Genomic DNA, 20,275 nt, shown 5'->3' on the forward strand with positions numbered 1-20,275 from the left:
TGGCTTTTTCTATGCTCCCCAGTTATAAATCTGATCACTGACGGCAACATTAATAGTACAGCCAGCATGGAGGTGTGGGTTGGGAGCTAGGGGAGTGAATGATTTGAAAATAAGGTATGTCATCGGTTTTATCCTTGCTGTGTGTATGATTGGACTTGCTTTTTCACCAGCGATAAAGCATTTTGTAGCGATTCCCACTTCTATGACGGTGTTTGAAGGTAGTGAGGAATTGTTAATGCACAACTTAGAGGGGATAGAGTCAAAAGAAACATCGTCAGCGATTGCATTTAAAAATCAAGGACATCGCACATATCTAAGTGGTGAAGAAGCAGGAAATAGTGAAGTGGTCATGACGGTCGGGAAGTGGCCAGTAAAGGCAATTGATGTATCTGTCTTACCAAAGATAGAAGTGGTCCCTGGAGGGCAATCAATTGGAGTAAAATTAAATACAGAAGGTGTACTTGTTGTTGGTCATCATTTGATCGAGAAGAAAGGGCAACAATTATCTCCAGGTGAAGATGCTGGTATAAAAGTTGGCGATATGATCACAAAATTAGATGGTGTACCTATACATTCCATGAATGAGGTTGCTGAGCTTGTTCAGCAAGCTGGTAAAGAAGAGAAAGACCTGAAGCTGGAAGTACGACGTAATCAAAAAACATTTGAGACGACGCTCACGCCAGAAAAAGCAACAGGTGATCACTTGTATCGGATGGGTCTTTATATTCGTGACTCAGCTGCTGGTGTCGGAACACTCACATTTTATGAGCCTAAAAGTGGCAAATATGGTGCGCTTGGTCATGTCATTGCGGATACTGATACACATAAGGCAATTACTGTCCATGATGGAGAAGTTATGCGTTCGTCGGTGACGTCGATTGAGAAAGGATTAAATGGTGAACCGGGGGAGAAATTGGCCCGTATTTCACAGGAACGCGATATTTTAGGTAACATAGAGAAGAATAGCTCATTTGGTATTTTTGGTAAATTGAACAAACGTGACCTAAAAAATGATATTGCAGATAAACCTCTGCCAATTTCCAGTGCTTCTGAAGTGAAAAAAGGACCAGCTCAGATGTTGACAGTTGTTGATGGAGAAAAAGTGGAGAAGTTCGATATTGAGATTGTAAATAGTATTACACAAGCAACACCGGCGACAAAAGGGATGGTTATTAAAGTGACTGATAAGCGTCTACTGGAGGAAACAGGTGGAATTGTACAAGGAATGAGCGGAAGCCCAATTATTCAAAACGGCAAGATCATTGGCGCCGTGACTCATGTATTTGTGAATGATCCGACGTCTGGGTATGCATGTCATATAGGATGGATGTTAGAAGAAGCAGGTCTTCATACAGGTCTTGTGCAAGCCAAAGCGAGTTAATCACACGCTTTGGTTTTTTTCTGTATCCAACATAGCGAAAAAATGAAGTGGCATGTGCCGGAATGTGAGGGAGAGCGGCTATTGCAACATTTTCTTGTTGAAAAACTACTGTTTTTAAAATAAAAAGAGGATTACATGCATCGATGTCGAATCTAAACAATACACAACAATTTTTAAAAATTGGAGGAAGAAATATGGAAAATATTACGGTATGTGTGGCAGACGATAACCAAGAGCTCGTCCAACTTTTGGTCGAGTATATTGAGACGCAAAATGATATGCAAGTTGTTGGCACCGCTTTCAACGGTAAAGAATGTTTAGAGGTATTGGAAGAAAAAAAACCTGATGTGTTGTTGCTTGACGTCATCATGCCCCATCTCGATGGTCTTTCGGTATTAAAACGGTTAAGTGGAAAAGCTGTACGACCGCAAACCATTATGTTGACAGCGTTTGGACAAGAAGACATTACAAAACGTGCGGTTGATTATGGTGCATCTTACTATGTGTTGAAGCCGTTTGATATGGAAGTGTTGATGGAAAAGATCCGTGAAGTGAGTGGGGTGAAGCAGTGGGTTAGGCCGCAAATGAGAGACTGGCGCCCAGCGATTACCCCAAAGGAGACGCCGAAAGAAATTAACCTGGATGCAAGCATTACGAGTGTGATTCATGAGATCGGGGTACCGGCACACATCAAAGGTTACATGTATTTACGTGAAGCAATCACGATGGTATATAAAGACATTGAGTTGCTTGGTTCGATTACAAAGGTGCTCTATCCTGATATTGCAAAAAAGTTTAACACGACCGCAAGTCGGGTTGAACGAGCGATTCGTCATGCCATTGAAGTCGCATGGAATCGCGGAAATGTTGATTCCATTGCAAATTTGTTTGGATATACCGTTAGTCAGACGAAATCAAAGCCAACAAATTCCGAGTTCATTGCCATCATTGCTGATAAATTACGGATTGAACATCGCGTAAGTTAAGTTTAAGGAGCACTCTAAGAAGGCGCACGGAGACGTGTGTCTTTTTAATGTTCAATCAAACCCAACTGTTTCCTTTTGCAAAGGTGTGTTTTTTTATCATATTAATAAATACTACACATAAGTGGAGGGGATAAAATGACAATTCTTTTCTTAACATTGCCGCTCATGGCACTTGTATTTATGTGGGGGTTTCGCGATGCGGGTTGGTGTAAAGCAGTGCGCCCGCACGAGTATTTGCCGTACAGCCTAGGTGCGCTTGTACTGTATGCGTATGCGGTATTATGTACGTATCCACCGACAGACAGTGCATTTTTTTCATATTTATCATTGAGCATTCTTGTTACATTGTGGCTGGTCGGTTTTTTATATGATTACTATGGAGAACGAATTGATCAGTTAAGCGGTCGTGTCCGCATATTTTATAGGGTTTCACGACTGTTAATAATGATTCTAATCGCTGCTGCTCTAATATACAGTTGGTTCGGGTTCAAAGAAGCTGGTTTTTTACAGATGGCGCTTGTATTTATGTTGCTTATTTGTTTACCACATGCAGTAGCTCAAATAGATACTGGCCCATTACGCTTATGGAAAGTAAGTATTTTTGTCATGATTGCTGTGTTCGCTTCCCTGCCGGTACCCGCTTTTGTAGAAGTTCTTTATGCGGTGACAGTATTTTATTTAATTTTTGTACTTGAAGGAGAGCATCAAGCTGTTTTAGGGATGAGTGGTTCATTTACGATTGGTGGTTTAATCGCATTGTGGATTGTCCATGCACTTTCTTTATTTGAACAATTTCTCGCGGGAATGCTTCTCATATTAGCGGTCGTTATTGGAAAACACATATTTTCAACGAAAGCAGTCATGAAAACATCATTCTTGCGCTTCGTTGATCATGTAGGAATTCGTAAAACTTAATCGAAAAAGGGTGATGGATCGTTTACTTTGTTCTCTTCAAAAACTTCGCAGCGACTTTCCCTCTTTTTTTGTCTCGATGGAAAATGAAACCAGCTATAAATGCAAGTCCAAGTAGAAAGAAAATGACGCCAGCGAAAAATTGTATCCAGAGAGAGGGGTACGGTGAAATAATCGTTGTAAAAAAGGCATCGCGCATGAGTTTAATACCATAACCACTTGCGATGATTGGAATTAGCAGTAAAATAAGTGCAATAACTCGCCCCATGGGAAAGTCCTCCAGTCTGGTGTCGTATTTTAGGTGATTAAATGTAAGGATCAATTTATATTTTAAACGAGTTTTTCCTCGTTGTATAGGTTTTGTGGTTGCATCATTGGCCAATTTATACGATACTTAAATAAGACATGATAGTAGCACGTAAGACCAAGTACTAAATCTGTCCTGTTCATAGTAGGAAGGAGGGAAGCACATTGAAGCGTGCATTGCTCATTGGTGAAGGGGCAGAGGTGAGAAACTTAGCTAAAAGTTTGCAAGCGACGAGTGCTGTTCATCTCAGTGGTGTTTTTACAACAGATAAAGTACTACAGAAATGGGCACAGTCTCATCAGCTTCAACTGTTCCATGACGAAAGTGCATTACATACTTGCCCTGTTGATGTATTCATTGCAAATGCAAATCAAGTGCATTCATTGGCAAAAGAGCATTGGTCATTTGAACAAGCATGGGATCTGATTTACAAGTCACTTGATTCAAGTACAATTGTGGAAGCCGCGTTGAATGCGATTCAAGATGGGATTATTACTGTAGATCGTTCGTGTCGCGTTGTGTTTATGAACGAGGCGGCGTCTAAGATGGCTGGTTTGTGTAGCAATGTGACGTATGGTGCGTCTATTCATACGCTTTTGCCTTCGAGTGGATTACCGCGCGTGATTGAAACAGCGACGCCTGAATATCATCAAATGCATACATTTGCAAATGGTACCACCATTGTCACTACCCGTGTTCCTCTATTTAAAGGAGAAGAATGTGCGGGTGCCATTGCTATTTTTAAAGATGTGACTGAAGCAAGACAATTAGGCGAGCAGTTAACGGATCTAAAAAGTATTCAAACGATGTTAGAGGCAATTATTCATTCTTCTAATGACGCGATCTCTGTTGTCGACGAAAATGGATTTGGTTTATTAATTAATCCCGCATATACGCGTATGACAGGCTTAGAAAAAGAAGATATCATTGGCAAACCGGCAACAGCAGACATTTCTGAAGGAGATAGCATGCATATGCATGTATTGAAGACAAAAAAAGCTGTGCGTGGGGCACGCTTGAAATTAGGTCCTAAGAAAAGAGATGTCATTGTAAATGTGGCACCCATTATTGTTGACGACACATTAAAAGGAAGTGTCGGCATCATACATGATGTGTCAGAGTTGACGGTGTTAACACAACAGTTGAGAAAGGCGAAGCAGCGTCTCGCCTCGTTGGAAGCAAAATATTCATTTGAAGAAATTGTTGGCGCATCACCAGAAATGCGTGTAGCAATTGAACAAGCAAAGCTTGGTGCAACGACCTCCTTACCTATACTATTGCTAGGGGAGACAGGAACTGGAAAAGAATTATTTGCGCACGCCATTCATCATGAAAGTGAGCGTTATGAGCAGCCCTTTATTCGGGTCAATTGTGCTGCTCTGTCAGAAACGTTGCTAGAAAGTGAACTCTTTGGTTATGAAGCGGGTGCTTTTTCGGGTGCACATCGACAAGGGAAGCGAGGTTTATTTGAAGAGGCGGATGGTGGCAGTTTGTTTTTAGACGAGGTGGGAGAACTGTCGCCCACGACGCAAGCAAAATTGTTACGTGTATTACAAGAAAAAGAATTTGTGCGTGTAGGGGGCACGAAGCCAATTCCCATAGATGTGCGAATCATTGCAGCAACCAATGTCAATCTTCAAAAGGCCATTGCCTGTAAGCAGTTTCGTGAAGATTTATATTACCGTTTAAGTAAACTGCCCATTCAAATTCCAGCTTTGCGCGAGCGGAAAGGGGACTTGCCTTTACTTGTACAACATTTACTTCAAAAACTAAATGCTGATTATGGTTATCAAGTACAAGCAATTGTGCCAAATATCATGAAAAAAATGGCACAATACCATTGGCCAGGAAATGTACGAGAGCTGGAGAACATTTTGGCACGATCAATGATTTATACAGAAGCGGGTGCGCGTCATCTTTCTCACGTTGATTTACCGGGTGAAGGAAAGGTGATACGCGATGCTTTGCCAGTTGACTTCGATGGAAACGGAACGAAAACGCTGAAAGAATTTTTATCAGAGAATGAAAAAAATTATATTGCGACCGTGTTAAAAGAAGTGAATGGGGTGAAGACAGAGGCAGCTAAAAAGTTAGACATCTCTGTACGCTCACTTTATTACAAAATGGAGAAGCACCATTTAGAATGATTTTGCTTGCAATAAATTGCGCGTGTGCAATTTATTGCAGTGAATATATAAAGATAAATGTGCCGTTGTTTATAAAGATCTGTCATATTGGTGACATTCAAGGTAATTGGCATTGTTTTTGCATGTGTTATGAGGAGGAGTGGCTGAGAAAGATACAGCAGCTGATTGAAGGGGGAAGTATAACGATGAATGTATTTTCAGGAATGATTGCCCATGATTATGAACAAGTCATATTTTGCCAAGACCGTACTTCAGGTTTGAAAGCGGTCATCGCGATCCACGATACAACGCTTGGACCGGCACTTGGTGGTACGCGGATGTGGAATTATGAGACAGAAGAAGCGGCAGTTGAGGATGTTTTGCGTCTTTCACGCGGCATGACATATAAAAACGCAGCCGCTGGTTTAAATCTAGGCGGAGGGAAAGCAGTCATTATTGGTGATGCCCGTACAGATAAGAACCCGGAAATGTTTCGCGCGTTTGGTCGCTATATTCAAGGGTTAAATGGTCGCTATATTACGGCGGAGGATGTCGGGACAACCGTTGAAGATATGGATATCATTCATCAAGAAACCGATTATGTAACTGGGATTTCACAAGCATTTGGTGCGTCTGGAAATCCGTCCCCGGTAACAGCGTATGGCGTGTATGTTGGAATGAAAGCAGCTGCAAAAGCGGGACTTGGTACAGAGAGCTTATCTGGGAAAACGATTGCTGTTCAAGGAGTCGGCAATGTTGCTTATCATTTATGTAAACATTTGCATGAGGAAGGCGCCCAATTGATTGTGACCGATATCCATCAACCGTCAGTGAAACGAGCAGTCGACGAATTTGGTGCGCGGGCAGTTGACCCGACTGAAATTTTGCAAGTTGATTGCGACATTTTGGCCCCTTGTGCCTTAGGTGGTGTGCTAAATGAAGACACATTGCCAATGATAAAGGCGAAAGTCATTGCTGGCGCGGCCAACAATCAATTGAACACAAATGAAGATGGCGAACGCCTGCAACAAATGGGCATTGCATATGCACCGGACTATGTCATTAATGCGGGTGGGGTCATGAATGTCGCAGATGAGTTAAATGGTTATAACCGTGAGCGTGCGTTCAAAAAAGTAGAGACAATCTTTGATAATGTATCTCGTGTGTTTGAAATTGCCAAGACAGAACAAATCGCAACATATCGTGCCGCTGATCGCATGGCTGAAGAGCGAATTGAACGGATGCGCTATTCAGGCGGAAAATTCCTGCAAAATGGATATCACATTTTGTCAAAGAGGTGAAATAAATGGCTGAAAACTATGATCTTGTTATTGTCGGCGGCGGTACAGGTGGTTACGTCGCTGCCATTAAGGCTGCTCAATCAGGACTAAAAACAGCCCTTGTTGAGCGAGAAGGGCTTGGGGGCACATGTCTTCATCGTGGCTGTATTCCAAGTAAAGCGTTGCTGCGCAGTGCCGAAGTATTCCGTACCGCGAAAGAAGCGCGTGCTTTTGGCGTGAATGTTGGCGATGTTTCTGTGGATTTTGCGTCTGTCCAAAAGCGAAAAGACGATATCGTCACCAAATTAGCCACTGGCGTACAATCATTAATGAAAAAAGGTAAAATTGATGTGTACAACGGAACAGGGCGATTACTAGGACCGTCCATTTTTTCTCCACTTCCAGGAACAGTCTCTGTTGAATCGGGGCAAGGGGAAAATGATATGCTGATCGGTAAAAATGTGCTGATTGCCACGGGTTCATCCCCACGTGCATTACCAGGGCTACCTTTTGACGGAGAATTCGTTTTAAGCTCAGATGACGCGCTTCGCTTACAAACGTTGCCATCATCGATTGTCATTGTTGGTGGAGGAGTAATCGGGATTGAATGGGCGTCGATGCTCGTTGATTTCGGTGTTGAGGTGACAGTCGTTGAATATGGCGCGCGTATTTTGCCAACTGCTGATGCGGACGTGTCAGTAGAAGTGATGCGACAGTTGAAAGAAAGAGGCGTGAAATTTTATACGAACGCCAGTTGCGATCCAGACGCGGTCGAGAAAAAGGATGGCAGCGTTCACGTGACCATCCAAACAAAGGATGCTACGCTGCCACTAGCAGCAAGTAAATTACTCGTTTCAATTGGACGTATAGCGAATGTTACAGGTATTGGCCTCGAAAATACCGATATTGTCGTGGAAAATGGTTATATTGGTGTCAATGACTATTATCAAACAAAAGAATCGCACATTTATGCAATTGGTGACTGTATTGGCGGATTACAGCTTGCGCATGTTGCTTCGCACGAGGGGCTAATTGCCGTAGCTCATATGGTCAATGAGTCACCTCAGCCATTACAGCTCGAGACTGTGCCGTCATGCATTTACAGCTTTCCAGAATCAGCGCAAGTAGGGTTGACAGAAGCGCAGGCAAAAGAGGCAGGTTATGAAGTGAAAATAGGGAAGTTCCCGTTTGCGGCAATTGGCAAAGCGCTCGTACAAGGGGAAACGGAAGGATTTGTGAAAGTCGTCGCAAATGCAAGCAATCAAGATGTACTCGGCGTTCATATTGTTGGTGCCCATGCGACAGAGCTCATTTCAGAAGCAGCGCTCGCCAAAGTACTTGATGCCGCACACTTTGAGGTTGGAGAAATGATTCATGCGCATCCGACGTTGGCTGAGGCAATTGGAGAAGCGGCGCTTGCTGTAGACGGACGCGCCATTCATATGTGAGAAAAGGGGGAAACAAGGTGGTTGAAAAAAGACATGAAGCATTGCAGTTAACAGATGAGATGGTACGTGACATGTATGAGACGATGTTGCTTGCACGGCGGATTGATGAGCGGATGTGGCTCTTGAATCGTGCGGGGAAAATTCCATTTGTTATTTCGTGTCAAGGACAAGAGGCTGCGCAAGTTGGAGCGGCTTTTGCGTTAAATCGCGATGAGGATTATGTTTTGCCTTATTATCGTGACATGGGTGTTGTGCTTGCTTTTGGCATGACGGCAAAAGACTTGATGTTATCGGGCTTTGCAAAAGCGGAAGATCCGAACTCAGGCGGCAGACAAATGCCCGGTCACTTTGGGCAAAAGAAAAACCGCATTGTCACAGGTTCATCACCGGTGACGACACAAGTGCCACATGCGGTTGGCATCGCCCTTGCCGCGCGTCTTGAACAAAAAAATATTGTTGCACTAACAACGTTTGGTGAAGGATCATCGAACCAAGGTGATTTCCATGAAGGCGCAAACTTCGCGAGTGTGCATAAGCTCCCTGTTATTTTCATGTGTGAAAACAATAAATACGCCATTAGTGTGCCGATCGAAAAACAACTGGCGTGCAAAAATGTCTCAGATCGGGCGATTGGCTATGGGATGCATGGCGTGACCGTTGATGGAAACGATCCACTGGCCGTTTATGAAGCAGTTAAAGCTGCTGCTGAGCGCGGGCGCAAGGGTGAGGGGCCAACTTTAGTTGAGACAGTATCGTATCGTCTCACACCGCATTCGAGTGACGATGATGACCGGGCGTATCGCACACGCGAAGAAGTCGACGCAGCAAAAGAGAAAGATGCGATCCATACGTTTGCCCGTTATTTATTGGAGAGTGGCACCGCGACAGAAGCGCAGTTAAAAGAGATGGATGAGCGGATTGCCAAGCTAGTCAATGAGGCAACAGAGTATGCGGAGAACGCGGCATATGCGGCGGTCGACACGCTTCATGCTCATGTGTATGATGAGGAGGCGAAATAAATGGCGGTCATATCTTATATTGAAGCAGTGACACAAGTATTGAAACAAGAGATGGAACGCGACGAGCGCGTGTTTGTGCTCGGTGAAGATGTTGGGAAACGGGGCGGCGTTTTCCGCGCTACCGATGGACTGTATGAGCAATTTGGCGAAGCGCGGGTCATTGATACCCCGCTTGCGGAATCGGCGATTGCAGGTGTGGGCATTGGCGCCGCGATGTACGGGATGCGTCCCGTCGCAGAAATGCAGTTTGCGGACTTTATTATGCCAGCAGTCAATCAAATTGTGTCTGAAGCAGCGAAAATTCGCTACCGCTCTAACAACGATTGGACGTGTCCAATGACGATTCGTGCCCCGTACGGCGGTGGGATTCATGGCGCGTTATACCATTCGCAAAGTGTGGAAGCGATGTTTGCCAACACGCCCGGGCTAAAAATTGTGATGCCATCGACCCCTTATGATGTAAAAGGACTCCTTGCTGCGTCGATCCGTTCTAATGACCCAGTGTTATTTTTCGAACATAAACGGGCGTACCGGTTAATTAAAGGCGAGGTACCAGAAGACGCTTATACAATTCCTATTGGTGAGGCCGATGTAAAGCGTGAAGGTGCCGATGTCACGGTCATTACGTACGGGCTTGCTGTTCACTTTGCTTTACAAGCAGCTGAACGTCTAGAAAAAGATGGGATTGATACACACATTTTAGACTTAAGAACGGTTTATCCGCTTGATCAAGAAGCGATTATTGCCGCCGCGAAGAAAACAGGAAAAGTGTTGTTGGTGACAGAAGATAATAAAGAAGGTAGCATTATGAGCGAGGTCGCAGCCATTATTGCCGAGCATTGTTTATTTGATTTAGATGCACCAATTGAGCGCTTGGCCGGCCCGGATGTGCCGGCGATGCCATATGCACCAACGTTGGAAAAAGAGTTTATCATTAGTCCAGACAAAGTTGAACGCGCGATTCGCGATTTGGCGGAGTTTTAAGGGAGGAATGTATGATGGCAACAACAATGTCCATGCCGCAATTAGGAGAGAGTGTGACCGAAGGAACGATCAGCAAATGGCTCGTCCAGCCCGGCGATCATGTGAATAAATATGACCCGATTGCTGAAGTCATGACAGATAAAGTAAATGCTGAAATTCCTTCTTCTTATACAGGTGTCATTCGTGAGTTACTCGTTCAAGAAAATGATACGGTTTCCGTTGGGACCGATATTTGTTCAATTGATGAAGAAGGCGCTGGTGAAAAACAAGCGGCAACGCCGGAGAAGAAGGCAGCGCCAGTGCAGCAAGCAGCTGTGAATACAACATCTGACACATCACAAAAAGCGCGCTACTCACCGGCGGTGATGCGTCTTGCCCAAGAGCACGGGTTAGATTTACAGACAATGACGGGTACAGGGCGTGGTGGACGTATAACGCGTAAAGATGTAGAAGCAATTATCGCGACAGGTGGACAGACGGCGCCAGCAGCCGCCCCAGCATCTACAAGTGAACCGAAGGCAGCTACACCGAGTGCTGCCCCTGTTAGCGCGCCAGTGTCGATGGCAGCAGGTGACATTGAGATTCCTGTTCAAGGCGTGCGTAAAGCTATCGCCGCAAATATGGTGAAAAGCAAAACAGAAGCCCCGCACGCATGGACGATGGTCGAAGTTGATGTGACCAATCTTGTCAAATTACGTGATAAATTAAAAGGGGCATTCCGCAAACAAGAAGGGTATAACTTGACGTTCTTGCCGTTCTTTATGAAAGCGACGGTCGAGGCATTAAAGCAATTCCCCCAAGTGAATGCAGCATGGCATGGCGATAAAATTATTCAAAAGAAAGATATCCATTTATCTATGGCAGTTGCAACTGATGATGCGCTGTACGTACCGGTGATCCGGCATGCAGATGAGAAAACTATTAAAGGGCTAGCGCGCCATACACATGAACTCGCACAAAAAGTACGTACCGGGAAATTAACGGGTGAAGACATGCAAGGCGGCACATTTACGATTAATAATACCGGATCTTTCGGTTCCATCATGTCACAACCCATCATTAATCAACCGCAAGCAGCGATTTTGTCAGTTGAGGCGATTGTGAAACGTCCGGTCGTGATGGAGACAGAAGCGGGCGATATGATCGCCATTCGCCACATGGTAAATTTATGTTTGTCACTTGACCATCGTGTGTTAGACGGACTTGTTTGCGGACGCTTCTTAGCAGCAATGAAAGAGCGCCTGGAAAACATGAATGAAGACAATGTGACGATTTATTAAGCGACAGAGGCTTGTACCTGCGATTTGCAGTGCAAGTCTTTTTTTAGTGTGCCACAAAAAAGAATCTTTACGGTTTACAAGTGAGGAGAGATGCGATATAATCAAACAGAGATAAATCGTAATGATTACGAATAGGGAGGACGTCATGAAAAAAAGCTTATTGATGATGGGTGTGGCACTCATATCGTTATCTGCTTGTGCGGAGAAGACAAATAACGCAATTGAAACGAGCACCGTAGAAGATCCAGAAACGTTAAAGATTTATACAACCATCTTTCCTTTGGCTGACTGGACAAAACGCATTGGTGGAGAATTTGTAGAGGTTGAAGCCATGATTCCAGCAGGAGCAGATGCACATACGTATGAACTAACGGCACAACAGATGGTTGCAGTTGCGGATGCGGATGCATTTATTTATAACGGAGCGGGATTAGAAGGTTTTGCTGAGAAGATTATTGAGGCTGTATCTTCTCATGATGTAGAGGTGGTGGCAGCAATTGAAGGGATTGATTTGCTGGCAGCTACTCATGACCATCACGATCACCATGACCATGACCATGTTGAAGAGACGGACGCACATACCGATCACGATGATCAAGATCCTCACGTATGGTTGGATCCAATTTTAGCGATGGACATGGCTAAAAATATAAAAGAAAAACTGATTACGCTTATGCCAGAACAAGAAAATGTCTTTACGAAAAATTATGAGCAGCTTGTGATTGACTTTCAAACGTTGGACCAGTCGTTTACACAGCTAATGGAAAATGCTAAGCAAGATACGATGATGGTGTCGCATGCTGGCTATGGCTATTGGGAAGAACGCTATGGAATTAAGCAGCTGGGTATTGCTGGGATTTCATCAACAAGTGAGCCATCACAACGTGAGCTTGAGCAAACCGTTCGGATGGCAAAAGAGCGTGATTTGTCATATGTTCTCTTTGAACCAAACATTTCTGATCAAGTAACGGAAGTTGTTCGAAAAGAGTTAGAATTAGAATCGTTGCCGATCTATAATTTAGAAGGGTTAACTCCTGAGCAGGAAAAAGCCGGGGAAGACTACTTTTCTTTGATGAAACAAAACATTCATACATTACGCCAAGTGTTAGGGTCAGACTAAGAAGATGCGCATACATCTTCTTTTTTCTTGACCACAAGAGGACAATTGGGTACACTAAATGTGATTTGGAAATAAAGGAGTGCACGCATCATGCTGGTACATATTCGCGGGTTGAATTCTTCTTATGAGCATGCGCTCTTTCATTTGTTTTCTCTGTTTTATGAGCAAGTACAGTTACAGTTTGTTGAGAAATTGGATGGTTTAACCCAAAATGCAACGCCATCATTAATGATGGATGTGCATATAACTGAAGACACGAAGGTGTCTCTCACACTTACAACAAGTTCTGGACATGCACGCACGATGAAAGGTACCTATCCGCAGAGTAGTGTATATGATACTTCGGACATGAAAAAGAAGGAGAAGCGGACAGTCCGTTTATTACTACTACGTTTGCTTGAAGCGTATACAGGAATTCATCAACCATGGGGCGTGCTTACAGGCATCCGACCAACCAAATTAATGCACCAAATGCGGCGGGCAGGTTTAACAAAAAAGGAGATTGAAACTGAATTGACTGAGGTATATGCTGTGTCAGAAGAGAAAATCTCCCTATTGTCACGTATTATGAAACGACAATTGTCTGTCTTACCTGATTTAGATACCCTTGACCGCGGGGTAAGTATTTATATTGGTATTCCATTTTGTCCGACAAAATGCGCCTATTGTACATTCCCTGCTTATGCAATTAACGAGACGGATGGCTCAGTTGCTTCATTTCTTGAGGGACTACATTATGAAATGTCTGAAACGGGAGAGTGGTTGCGTACCCGTAACATTGCCGTTACGACCATTTATTATGGTGGGGGTACACCGACAAGTATTACCGCAGAGGAAATGGATGCACTTTATGCCCATATGTATAAAGTTTTCCCGCATGCTGATCAGGTGCGCGAACTCACTGTAGAGGCAGGACGTCCAGATACAATTACCCCTGATAAACTTGAAGTGTTAAAAAAATACAATGTCGATCGGATGAGCATTAATCCACAATCTTTTACGAATGAAACGCTAGAAGCAATTGGTCGACATCATTCTGTAGAAGAAACGATTGAAAAGTTCCAACTCGCAAAAACACACGGGATTGAAAATATTAATATGGATCTGATCATCGGCTTGCCAGGAGAAGGCATTGCCGAAATGGCACATACACTTGGTGAGACAGAGAAGCTTCAACCGACGTCATTGACGGTGCACACCCTCTCATTCAAACGAGCTTCAGATATGACAAAAAATCGGTCAAAGTATCAGGTTGCAGGACGGGAAGAAATTAAAGAGATGATGGCGATGGCAAATGAGTGGATGACACGACACCATTACGAACCTTATTATTTGTACCGGCAAAAGAATATCCTTGGTAACTTAGAAAATGTCGGCTATGCCTGTCCAGATCGAGAAAGTTTGTATAATATTATCATCATGGAAGAATGCCAAACCATCATTGGACTTGGATGCGGCGCAGCAAGCAAATTTGTCAAGCCAGGAACAGGTAAGATCACGCGTTACGCCAATCCAAAGAACCCTCGCGCTTACCGAGAGAGTTATAAAGAATACACGATGAAAAAACTTACTTTACTCAGTGAAACTTTTGATTTACGATAGAAGGACAAGATACAACAGTAGGAGGAAAATCATATGCAACAGTTTAACTTTTATATGAATGATGTCGTTCAAGGTGCTCGTGACGAGATGGTGACAGCAGGTTACATGCAACTAGAAACACCAGAAGCGGTAGATGAAGCATTATCTAAAGCAGGTACAACTTTGGTTATGATTAACTCTGTTTGTGGCTGCGCCGGTGGGATTGCCCGTCCAGCAGCGGCGTACATGAAAAATTATGAAGTGCAACCAGACCGTTTTGCGACAGTCTTTGCAGGACAAGACAAAGAAGCGACTGCAAGAGCACGGGAGTATTTCAAAGGGTACGGTCCGTCGTCCCCATCTTTTGCACTTGTCAAGGACGGGGAAGTTCAAATGATGGTTGAACGTCATGAAATCGAAGGGCATGAACCAATTCAAGTCGTTCAAAAGCTTGAAAAAGCATTTGACACATATTGTAAGTAATCAGTCGATGAATGGCGTTGCCCTAGGGTGGTGCGCTATTAATAAAAATGAAGGAGACGTGTGGCATGCAAGCACAATACAATAAAATTCAGCAGTTTTTAAATATGGAAGAGGAAATTTCATTTAAAGACTTCCAAGCTTTTTATAAAGAGGTTGTGGACGAGCTAAGCACCATTCATCAAGGGATGGATGAAGAGACGCTCTGGAAAGCACTTTTTGTTGTTGAGAATATTATTTCCAATGCTGACGGTCGTGCAGAGGAAACGAAAGGCGCCGAGTCAAAAAAATATAGCAAAATGTCGCAACGCCTCCAATTATATGCGAAAAACTTTGGGATTCGCCTAGGTGAAGCAGGTTATACAGAAGAAGACATTAATGAGCGGTTTAAGCAAATGTTTGCCGAGGGAGAAGAAACAATCGCTGCAAAATAGTCATTGCAAGAAAAATAAGAGGAAGTTTCAATTGACAACTTCCTCTACTTATCATATAATCATAGATGTCGCTAGAAACTGACAGTAGGCGCCTATGGTGAAACAGGATATCACACGAGATTCCGGTTCTCGCGTTGTGGGTTCGATTCCTGCTAGGCGCGTCAAAAAAGCAAGAGGTTCCTGTTGGAGCCTCTTGCTTTTTCTTTAGAGATTAAGGTAACAACCCGACCAATTTTAGACCATGTACAATGCCATCATCATTCACATGCTTTGTGACATAACGCGCTTGTTGTTTTACTTCATCTGGCGCATTTCCCATTGCGACACTGTGAGGGGAGAATGCGAGCATTTCAAGGTCGTTCAATCCATCGCCAAAAACGTAGATATCTTCTTGAGAAAACCCACTACGCTTCATATATTGTGCAATGCCGTTTGCTTTTGACCCGCCTTTAGGGAGCACATCCATTGCAAAAGGATGCCAACGCACAAACGAAAACAATGGGAAGTGTCCAGTATATAAATGTTCTTCCTCCTGCGTACAGAAAAGCAACGCTTGATAAAGGTGGTTTGTTTCAAAATAGTTAGGGTCGTGGGAGGGTAAATCAACTTTAATGGATTGTATGCTTTCAATAATGTATGGATGGTCTATTTGATTTGCAGTAAATGTCTCCCCACCCATAAAGACAAGGGGATGGTGATGTGTAGAAGCAAAACGCTCTAAGTCGCGAAATGCGGTAGCATCGAGGATATTCTCGTAAATCAACTCTCCTTTATATACTACGTATTGTCCATTGAAACAAATGTAGGAATCAATCCCAAGCTCCGCGCGTAATTCTTGGAAAAAATAGGGCGCTCTTCCAGAGGCAATAGCAACTTCATGCCCTTTTTCTTTTAAAACACGAATCGCTTGCTTAGTGGAACGCGGGAGCTGTTTTTCATCGTCTAACAATGTCCCGTCAATGTCGAAGAAAATTAATGCTTTTTTCATGGAACCACCTCTAAGTGTCTTTAATAAATGGTCGAATTCTACTCCCAAACTGTACCTTACTATAACAAATATGTCAATATTTGTTGAAACGACCATTTTGCTAAATCATACGGGCGTCCTATTTTTACAGTGACGACGGATCGTAGTATACTGGAAAGACATAAAGAACATCCAGGAGGAATGACTTGTGTCAGATGTACAAAAAACAGTAACCCACCGCAATGATGAAGCGAAAGCACAGCTCCAAAACCGCTTAAAGCGGGTGGAAGGTCAAGTACGTGGCGTGCAAAAAATGATAGAAGAAAATCGTTATTGCGTAGATGTGCTCGTACAATTAGCGGCGATTCAAGCAGCACTAAAAAAGGTGAATATGCTTTTATTGGAAGACCATGCAAAGCATTGCGTCACGCATGCCGTTAAACATGGAAACGGAGATGAAGCATTAAGTGAACTTATGAATATCATTGCCCGTTTTTCAAAATAAACACTTCACATACCTGATTGGGGTATGTTAAAATGAACATGAGTCTAATGCAGAGAGGGGGGACGAAAGTATGGCTGCGACAACTGTACAAGTAGAAGGCATGTCTTGTGGCCACTGTGTAGCTGCAATTGAAAAGGCTGTAGGCGGATTGACGGGTGTGACACAAGTACATGTTTCATTAGAAGATAAAACGGTTGCTGTGACATATAACGAACAAGAAACAAACATTCAATCGATCCAAGAAATGATTGAGGATCAAGGATATGATGTACAAGACGACACAGGTTGTGGATGTTGCTAATACGTTGTGAGGGAAAGGTTATAGAGGAACATCTGTCGGTAACCTTTCCCGTAGAGAAGGAATTTAAAGAAGTTTAAAGGTCATTGCAATTTCTATTGACTTTTCAAGTGCATCCATGTAAAATAAGAGTGTCGGTTGAGTTGAATTACTGCCAGATAACATAGATACATAAAATAATAGGATCCGTTAGCTCAGTTGGGAGAGCGCCACCTTGACAGGGTGGAGGTCACTGGTTCGAGCCCAGTACGGGTCATCTCGGGAAACCCTTGGTAGAGCAGGGGTTTTTGTTATTTTAGGGACAAGTTCAAAAATGGATATTTTGTACATGACGCTAATGTTGACGCAAATTCTTTATATAAACATCCTAGAGCCTTTTAGAAAATAAATTATCCATGCTGTCAGCTGCACCTCGATCAGCACTTCTAAGTGCATGTCCGTAAATATCCATGGTTGTGTTTATTCTACTGTGTCCAAGACGTTCAGAAATGATTTTTGCGTGTATATTTTGAGCAATTAACAGTGTTGCAGATGTATGCCGGAGATCGTGCAGACGGATATGCCGCACATTAGCTCGTTTGGTAAAACGTCCCCACCAAAGAGTTGGTGTTGTGGGGTAAAAGTGTTTCCCGTTTTCATTACAAAATAACCATTCTCTTTCTTCCTCAGTCCACTTATCACCCATCCGAAACCGTTCTTTTTTCCAGTGTAATTTGTATTCTTTGAGTTCTTGTGCTACAAATTTTGGGATAGAAATCAAACGGTGAGAAGACTCATTTTTGGTAGATTTGATAACCGCGCCTTTACGCCCTTTAACAATGGCAGTATTAATATCAATTTCCATCTTTTTGAAGTCCACAGATGACCATTCTAAGCCAAGTGCTTCGCTACGTCTAAGCCCTGCTGTTAGGCATAAAGTTACAAATATCCTCCAGTGAGGCAATTGTCTTTGAACAGTTAAAAGCAAGGCATTCACTTCTTCTTCATCGTAAACGTTAGCCGCTTTTTTGGTTTTATTTTTCTCTATAGGCTTATCCACTTTTTCCATAGGGTCTGATGCGATGATTTCCCATTTGAAAGCATATTTAAATACGCTCTTTAAAGTGCGATATACGTCTATTTTAGTCGAGATTGCGAGGGGGTCGTCACTATTGTCTTTTCTCTTTAGATTGTTCAACAGATTAATAATATCTAGCCCTTTGATTTTATCAATCCTTTTTTGTCCTAGCGTGGGAAGGATATGATTTTGCAAACGATTTAAGTGATTTGCGATTGTGGTTTCGGATAAGCTATTTTCCGCAAAGTTTTCTGTCCACTGTTTCACAAACTCTGTAAAGCTCATTTTTTCAGGGTCAATATAGTTCTCGGATTTAACCAGTTGTTCGAATTTCGCGTACTCTAATTCCAAGTGTTTTTCTAATTGTTTAGGGGTCATCTTTTCTGTTACTTTGTAAGTCTTGTACTTGCGTGGATATTTCCCGCTTAGTCCTTGCCCCAAACTTACAGTGAAAAAATAAGTATTCTCTCCGCGTTTACGAATATTCGACATCTATATCATCCCTTTCAATTGTCTCTTCCTTCTACGAGCGCCTTCAAAAACATCACGACTAACTTTTTGTCGTCGTCAGTCAATTCATGTTCTCCAAAGACTACTTTCTTTTTGTGCAAAGTCGCTCCCAAGTCTCCTTCGGTGTATTTCTCATCCACGCTACTTAGTAAATCCCAATAACCAGCTTCATACATTAAATGTTGATAACTTACTCCCAGAGGTTCAGCAAATTTTTTTAGTTTTTTCAGAGATGGAGCACCTCTTTTTCCGTTCTCAATATTACTGATGTACGGCTGGGATACAGACACTTTTTCTGCTAGCTCGTTGACGGTCAGCCCAGCGGCTTTTCTTAGTTTCTTTAGGTATTGACCAAAGTCATGATCAGGTGTATTCATTTATTTAAGCTCCTTCAATAACGTTTGTTATATAAATATATCATAAAGGGTTGAAAAGGGGAAGAAGAAATGTTATTATATCTATAGATATTAAATAATAACTAACTAAACATAAATACTTGGGGGAATTACGATGCAAAAAATCACATTGACAGTAAAAGAAGTGGCTGAATTATTGGGTGTGTCTACCGCGACAATTTATACCTTGGTGCGTGAGGGACAGATTCCACATTCTCGAATTCGAGCAAAGATCATCTTTCATAAGGAATCAGTTGAAGCGTGGGTGAAGCAAGGAATAGCTATTTAAAATTGAATAGATGTTTTGTATGAAAAGAAAGCAACTGGAAAGAAAAAGGAAAGATAAAAGAAAGAATTGGGAAACGTCGTCGCTGTAAAATGCTGCTATACTATTAACATAGCGATCTCTACGAAAGATCGAATACGTTACAGCCGCGGCGTGTTATAATTAACACACACAACAACAACCGTGGACGGAGTGAGAGCATGAAGTTTTTAAGAAAGATTTTTAAAGTATTGCGTCTTGTTGGTGATGTAAAAGCCATAAAAAGCGGTACATATCCAAAACGCGTAGCTAAGCGGTCGGTTAGGCGATCCGCAAACCGTAAAATCAATAAACTATTCAAGTAGCATCCACGGATTATGTGGGTGTTTTTTATATGGTTAGGAGAGAGCAACATGATAAAAGTTATAGCGATGAGTGCGCTGTTTGCAACCGTCTTGCTTTGCGCATACAAGGTGTCTGTTTGGCTTGGTATCGCACTATCAATCGTGTGGACTATTAGTATAGTGGTGGCTTTGTGGTTTGAGTCGCAAGGCGGAAAGGTAAATGCGTATGAGCAACACGACCAAGGACGATAGGCTATGAGTTTTTATAGATCATCAGCGTGGAGAAGCAAGCGAAAGAGTGTGCTAAGACGAGACGTGTACCGCTGTCGAGAGTGTCAAAGATACGGCAAGACTACAGACGCAACGACGGTGCACCATGTCATACCGTTGTCTGATAGATACGATTTGAGATTGACAAAGGAAAACCTAATTAGCCTATGCAACGCGTGTCATGAGCAAATGCATGACCGGATAACCGACAAGCTAACCGATCTTGGTATGAGCTGGGTAGATAGATTAAGTAAGAGGATACAACACGACACACAAGACACAACATAACCCCGCCCCGTAACCCTTGGTACACAAGGCTTTAGGGA

The 20,275-nt window shown here is 42.9% G+C and carries 22 protein-coding genes and 2 tRNA genes; 20 read left to right on the plus strand and 4 right to left on the minus strand.

Annotated features, from left to right (window positions below; all coding sequences use genetic code 11):
• Nucleotides 1-94: 94 nt before the first annotated feature.
• The 3 genes from spoIVB to BLT29_RS05985 all read left to right on the plus strand — a co-directional run bounded on the left by spoIVB (nucleotide 95) and on the right by BLT29_RS05985 (nucleotide 3,282).
• Nucleotides 95-1,381: a SpoIVB peptidase gene (gene spoIVB / locus BLT29_RS05975; RefSeq protein WP_090775409.1), complete on the plus strand. Its 1,287-nt coding sequence runs from the start codon at nucleotides 95-97 to the stop codon at nucleotides 1,379-1,381.
• Nucleotides 1,382-1,575: 194 nt separating this feature from the next.
• Nucleotides 1,576-2,367: a sporulation transcription factor Spo0A gene (gene spo0A, locus BLT29_RS05980; RefSeq protein WP_090775410.1), complete on the plus strand. Its 792-nt coding sequence runs from the start codon at nucleotides 1,576-1,578 to the stop codon at nucleotides 2,365-2,367.
• Nucleotides 2,368-2,502: 135 nt separating this feature from the next.
• Complete coding sequence (locus BLT29_RS05985) at nucleotides 2,503-3,282, plus strand: hypothetical protein (protein WP_090775411.1); 780 nt, start codon at nucleotides 2,503-2,505, stop codon at nucleotides 3,280-3,282.
• Between the two features lie 22 nt (nucleotides 3,283-3,304).
• On the opposite strand, the gene BLT29_RS05990 is transcribed toward BLT29_RS05985, so the two are convergent.
• Nucleotides 3,305-3,547 (minus strand): DUF2627 domain-containing protein, encoded by a 243-nt coding sequence (locus BLT29_RS05990; protein WP_090775412.1) that lies wholly within the window; start codon nucleotides 3,545-3,547, stop codon nucleotides 3,305-3,307.
• A 203-nt stretch (nucleotides 3,548-3,750) separates the two neighbouring features.
• On the opposite strand from BLT29_RS05990, the gene BLT29_RS05995 reads away from it, so the two are divergent.
• The 11 genes from BLT29_RS05995 (at nucleotide 3,751) to BLT29_RS06045 (ending at nucleotide 15,499) form a co-directional block, all read left to right on the plus strand.
• The gene (locus BLT29_RS05995) at nucleotides 3,751-5,733 is read left to right on the plus strand and encodes a sigma-54 interaction domain-containing protein (RefSeq protein WP_245701124.1); all 1,983 of its coding nucleotides are present in this window, start codon (nucleotides 3,751-3,753) and stop codon (nucleotides 5,731-5,733) included.
• A gap of 185 nt (nucleotides 5,734-5,918) precedes the next feature.
• Nucleotides 5,919-7,013 (plus strand): Glu/Leu/Phe/Val family dehydrogenase, encoded by a 1,095-nt coding sequence (locus BLT29_RS06000; protein WP_090775413.1) that lies wholly within the window; start codon nucleotides 5,919-5,921, stop codon nucleotides 7,011-7,013.
• A 5-nt stretch (nucleotides 7,014-7,018) separates the two neighbouring features.
• On the plus strand, nucleotides 7,019-8,440 hold the full coding sequence (gene lpdA, locus BLT29_RS06005; protein WP_090775414.1) for a dihydrolipoyl dehydrogenase: 1,422 nt from the start codon (nucleotides 7,019-7,021) through the stop codon (nucleotides 8,438-8,440).
• Between the two features lie 59 nt (nucleotides 8,441-8,499).
• Nucleotides 8,500-9,459: a thiamine pyrophosphate-dependent dehydrogenase E1 component subunit alpha gene (locus tag BLT29_RS06010; RefSeq protein WP_090775619.1), complete on the plus strand. Its 960-nt coding sequence runs from the start codon at nucleotides 8,500-8,502 to the stop codon at nucleotides 9,457-9,459.
• Nucleotides 9,460-10,443 carry an alpha-ketoacid dehydrogenase subunit beta gene (locus BLT29_RS06015; RefSeq protein WP_090775415.1) on the plus strand — a complete coding sequence of 328 codons (984 nt, stop codon included), beginning with the start codon at nucleotides 9,460-9,462 and terminating at the stop codon, nucleotides 10,441-10,443.
• An 11-nt stretch (nucleotides 10,444-10,454) separates the two neighbouring features.
• The gene (locus BLT29_RS06020; protein WP_437182627.1) at nucleotides 10,455-11,723 is read left to right on the plus strand and encodes a dihydrolipoamide acetyltransferase family protein; all 1,269 of its coding nucleotides are present in this window, start codon (nucleotides 10,455-10,457) and stop codon (nucleotides 11,721-11,723) included.
• A gap of 145 nt (nucleotides 11,724-11,868) precedes the next feature.
• Entirely contained in the window at nucleotides 11,869-12,843 is a 975-nt protein-coding gene (locus BLT29_RS06025; RefSeq protein ID WP_090775417.1) for a metal ABC transporter solute-binding protein, Zn/Mn family, read from the plus strand.
• Nucleotides 12,844-12,933: 90 nt separating this feature from the next.
• Nucleotides 12,934-14,445 carry a coproporphyrinogen III oxidase gene (locus BLT29_RS06030; RefSeq protein WP_090775418.1) on the plus strand — a complete coding sequence of 504 codons (1,512 nt, stop codon included), beginning with the start codon at nucleotides 12,934-12,936 and terminating at the stop codon, nucleotides 14,443-14,445.
• Nucleotides 14,446-14,478: 33 nt separating this feature from the next.
• Nucleotides 14,479-14,907, plus strand: a complete 429-nt coding sequence (locus tag BLT29_RS06035) for a BrxA/BrxB family bacilliredoxin (protein WP_090775419.1) — start codon at nucleotides 14,479-14,481, stop codon at nucleotides 14,905-14,907.
• A gap of 65 nt (nucleotides 14,908-14,972) precedes the next feature.
• Complete coding sequence (locus BLT29_RS06040) at nucleotides 14,973-15,338, plus strand: hypothetical protein (protein ID WP_090775420.1); 366 nt, start codon at nucleotides 14,973-14,975, stop codon at nucleotides 15,336-15,338.
• Nucleotides 15,339-15,426: 88 nt separating this feature from the next.
• A tRNA-Arg gene (locus BLT29_RS06045) sits at nucleotides 15,427-15,499 on the plus strand.
• Nucleotides 15,500-15,549: 50 nt separating this feature from the next.
• Here the strand turns inward: BLT29_RS06045 and BLT29_RS06050 are convergent.
• Nucleotides 15,550-16,326: a Cof-type HAD-IIB family hydrolase gene (locus tag BLT29_RS06050; protein WP_090775421.1), complete on the minus strand. Its 777-nt coding sequence runs from the start codon at nucleotides 16,324-16,326 to the stop codon at nucleotides 15,550-15,552.
• A gap of 187 nt (nucleotides 16,327-16,513) precedes the next feature.
• Between BLT29_RS06050 and BLT29_RS06055 the strand changes: the two genes are divergently transcribed.
• The 3 genes from BLT29_RS06055 to BLT29_RS06065 all read left to right on the plus strand — a co-directional run bounded on the left by BLT29_RS06055 (nucleotide 16,514) and on the right by BLT29_RS06065 (nucleotide 17,364).
• Nucleotides 16,514-16,810, plus strand: coding sequence for a metal-sensitive transcriptional regulator (locus tag BLT29_RS06055; protein ID WP_090775422.1), 297 nt, complete (start codon nucleotides 16,514-16,516; stop codon nucleotides 16,808-16,810).
• Nucleotides 16,811-16,880: 70 nt separating this feature from the next.
• Nucleotides 16,881-17,111 carry a copper chaperone CopZ gene (gene copZ, locus BLT29_RS06060; protein ID WP_090775423.1) on the plus strand — a complete coding sequence of 77 codons (231 nt, stop codon included), beginning with the start codon at nucleotides 16,881-16,883 and terminating at the stop codon, nucleotides 17,109-17,111.
• A gap of 180 nt (nucleotides 17,112-17,291) precedes the next feature.
• Nucleotides 17,292-17,364: transfer RNA gene (locus tag BLT29_RS06065), tRNA-Val, on the plus strand.
• Nucleotides 17,365-17,475: 111 nt separating this feature from the next.
• Here BLT29_RS06065 and BLT29_RS06070 read toward each other — a convergent pair.
• Both BLT29_RS06070 and BLT29_RS06075 read right to left on the minus strand, forming a co-directional pair.
• Nucleotides 17,476-18,657, minus strand: coding sequence for a tyrosine-type recombinase/integrase (locus BLT29_RS06070; RefSeq protein WP_090775424.1), 1,182 nt, complete (start codon nucleotides 18,655-18,657; stop codon nucleotides 17,476-17,478).
• Nucleotides 18,658-18,671: 14 nt separating this feature from the next.
• Complete coding sequence (locus BLT29_RS06075) at nucleotides 18,672-19,052, minus strand: helix-turn-helix domain-containing protein (RefSeq protein WP_090775425.1); 381 nt, start codon at nucleotides 19,050-19,052, stop codon at nucleotides 18,672-18,674.
• A gap of 133 nt (nucleotides 19,053-19,185) precedes the next feature.
• Here BLT29_RS06075 and BLT29_RS06080 point away from each other — a divergent pair, with 133 nt between their 5' ends.
• The 3 genes from BLT29_RS06080 to BLT29_RS06090 all read left to right on the plus strand — a co-directional run bounded on the left by BLT29_RS06080 (nucleotide 19,186) and on the right by BLT29_RS06090 (nucleotide 20,237).
• Entirely contained in the window at nucleotides 19,186-19,359 is a 174-nt protein-coding gene (locus BLT29_RS06080; protein ID WP_090775426.1) for a helix-turn-helix domain-containing protein, read from the plus strand.
• A 389-nt stretch (nucleotides 19,360-19,748) separates the two neighbouring features.
• The gene (locus BLT29_RS06085; protein WP_090775427.1) at nucleotides 19,749-19,931 is read left to right on the plus strand and encodes a hypothetical protein; all 183 of its coding nucleotides are present in this window, start codon (nucleotides 19,749-19,751) and stop codon (nucleotides 19,929-19,931) included.
• Between the two features lie 3 nt (nucleotides 19,932-19,934).
• Nucleotides 19,935-20,237 (plus strand): HNH endonuclease, encoded by a 303-nt coding sequence (locus tag BLT29_RS06090; RefSeq protein WP_090775428.1) that lies wholly within the window; start codon nucleotides 19,935-19,937, stop codon nucleotides 20,235-20,237.
• Nucleotides 20,238-20,275: the final 38 nt, after the last annotated feature.

This window comes from Shouchella lonarensis (genome assembly GCF_900096965.1).
Taxonomy (GTDB): domain Bacteria; phylum Bacillota; class Bacilli; order Bacillales; family Bacillaceae_D; genus Shouchella; species Shouchella lonarensis.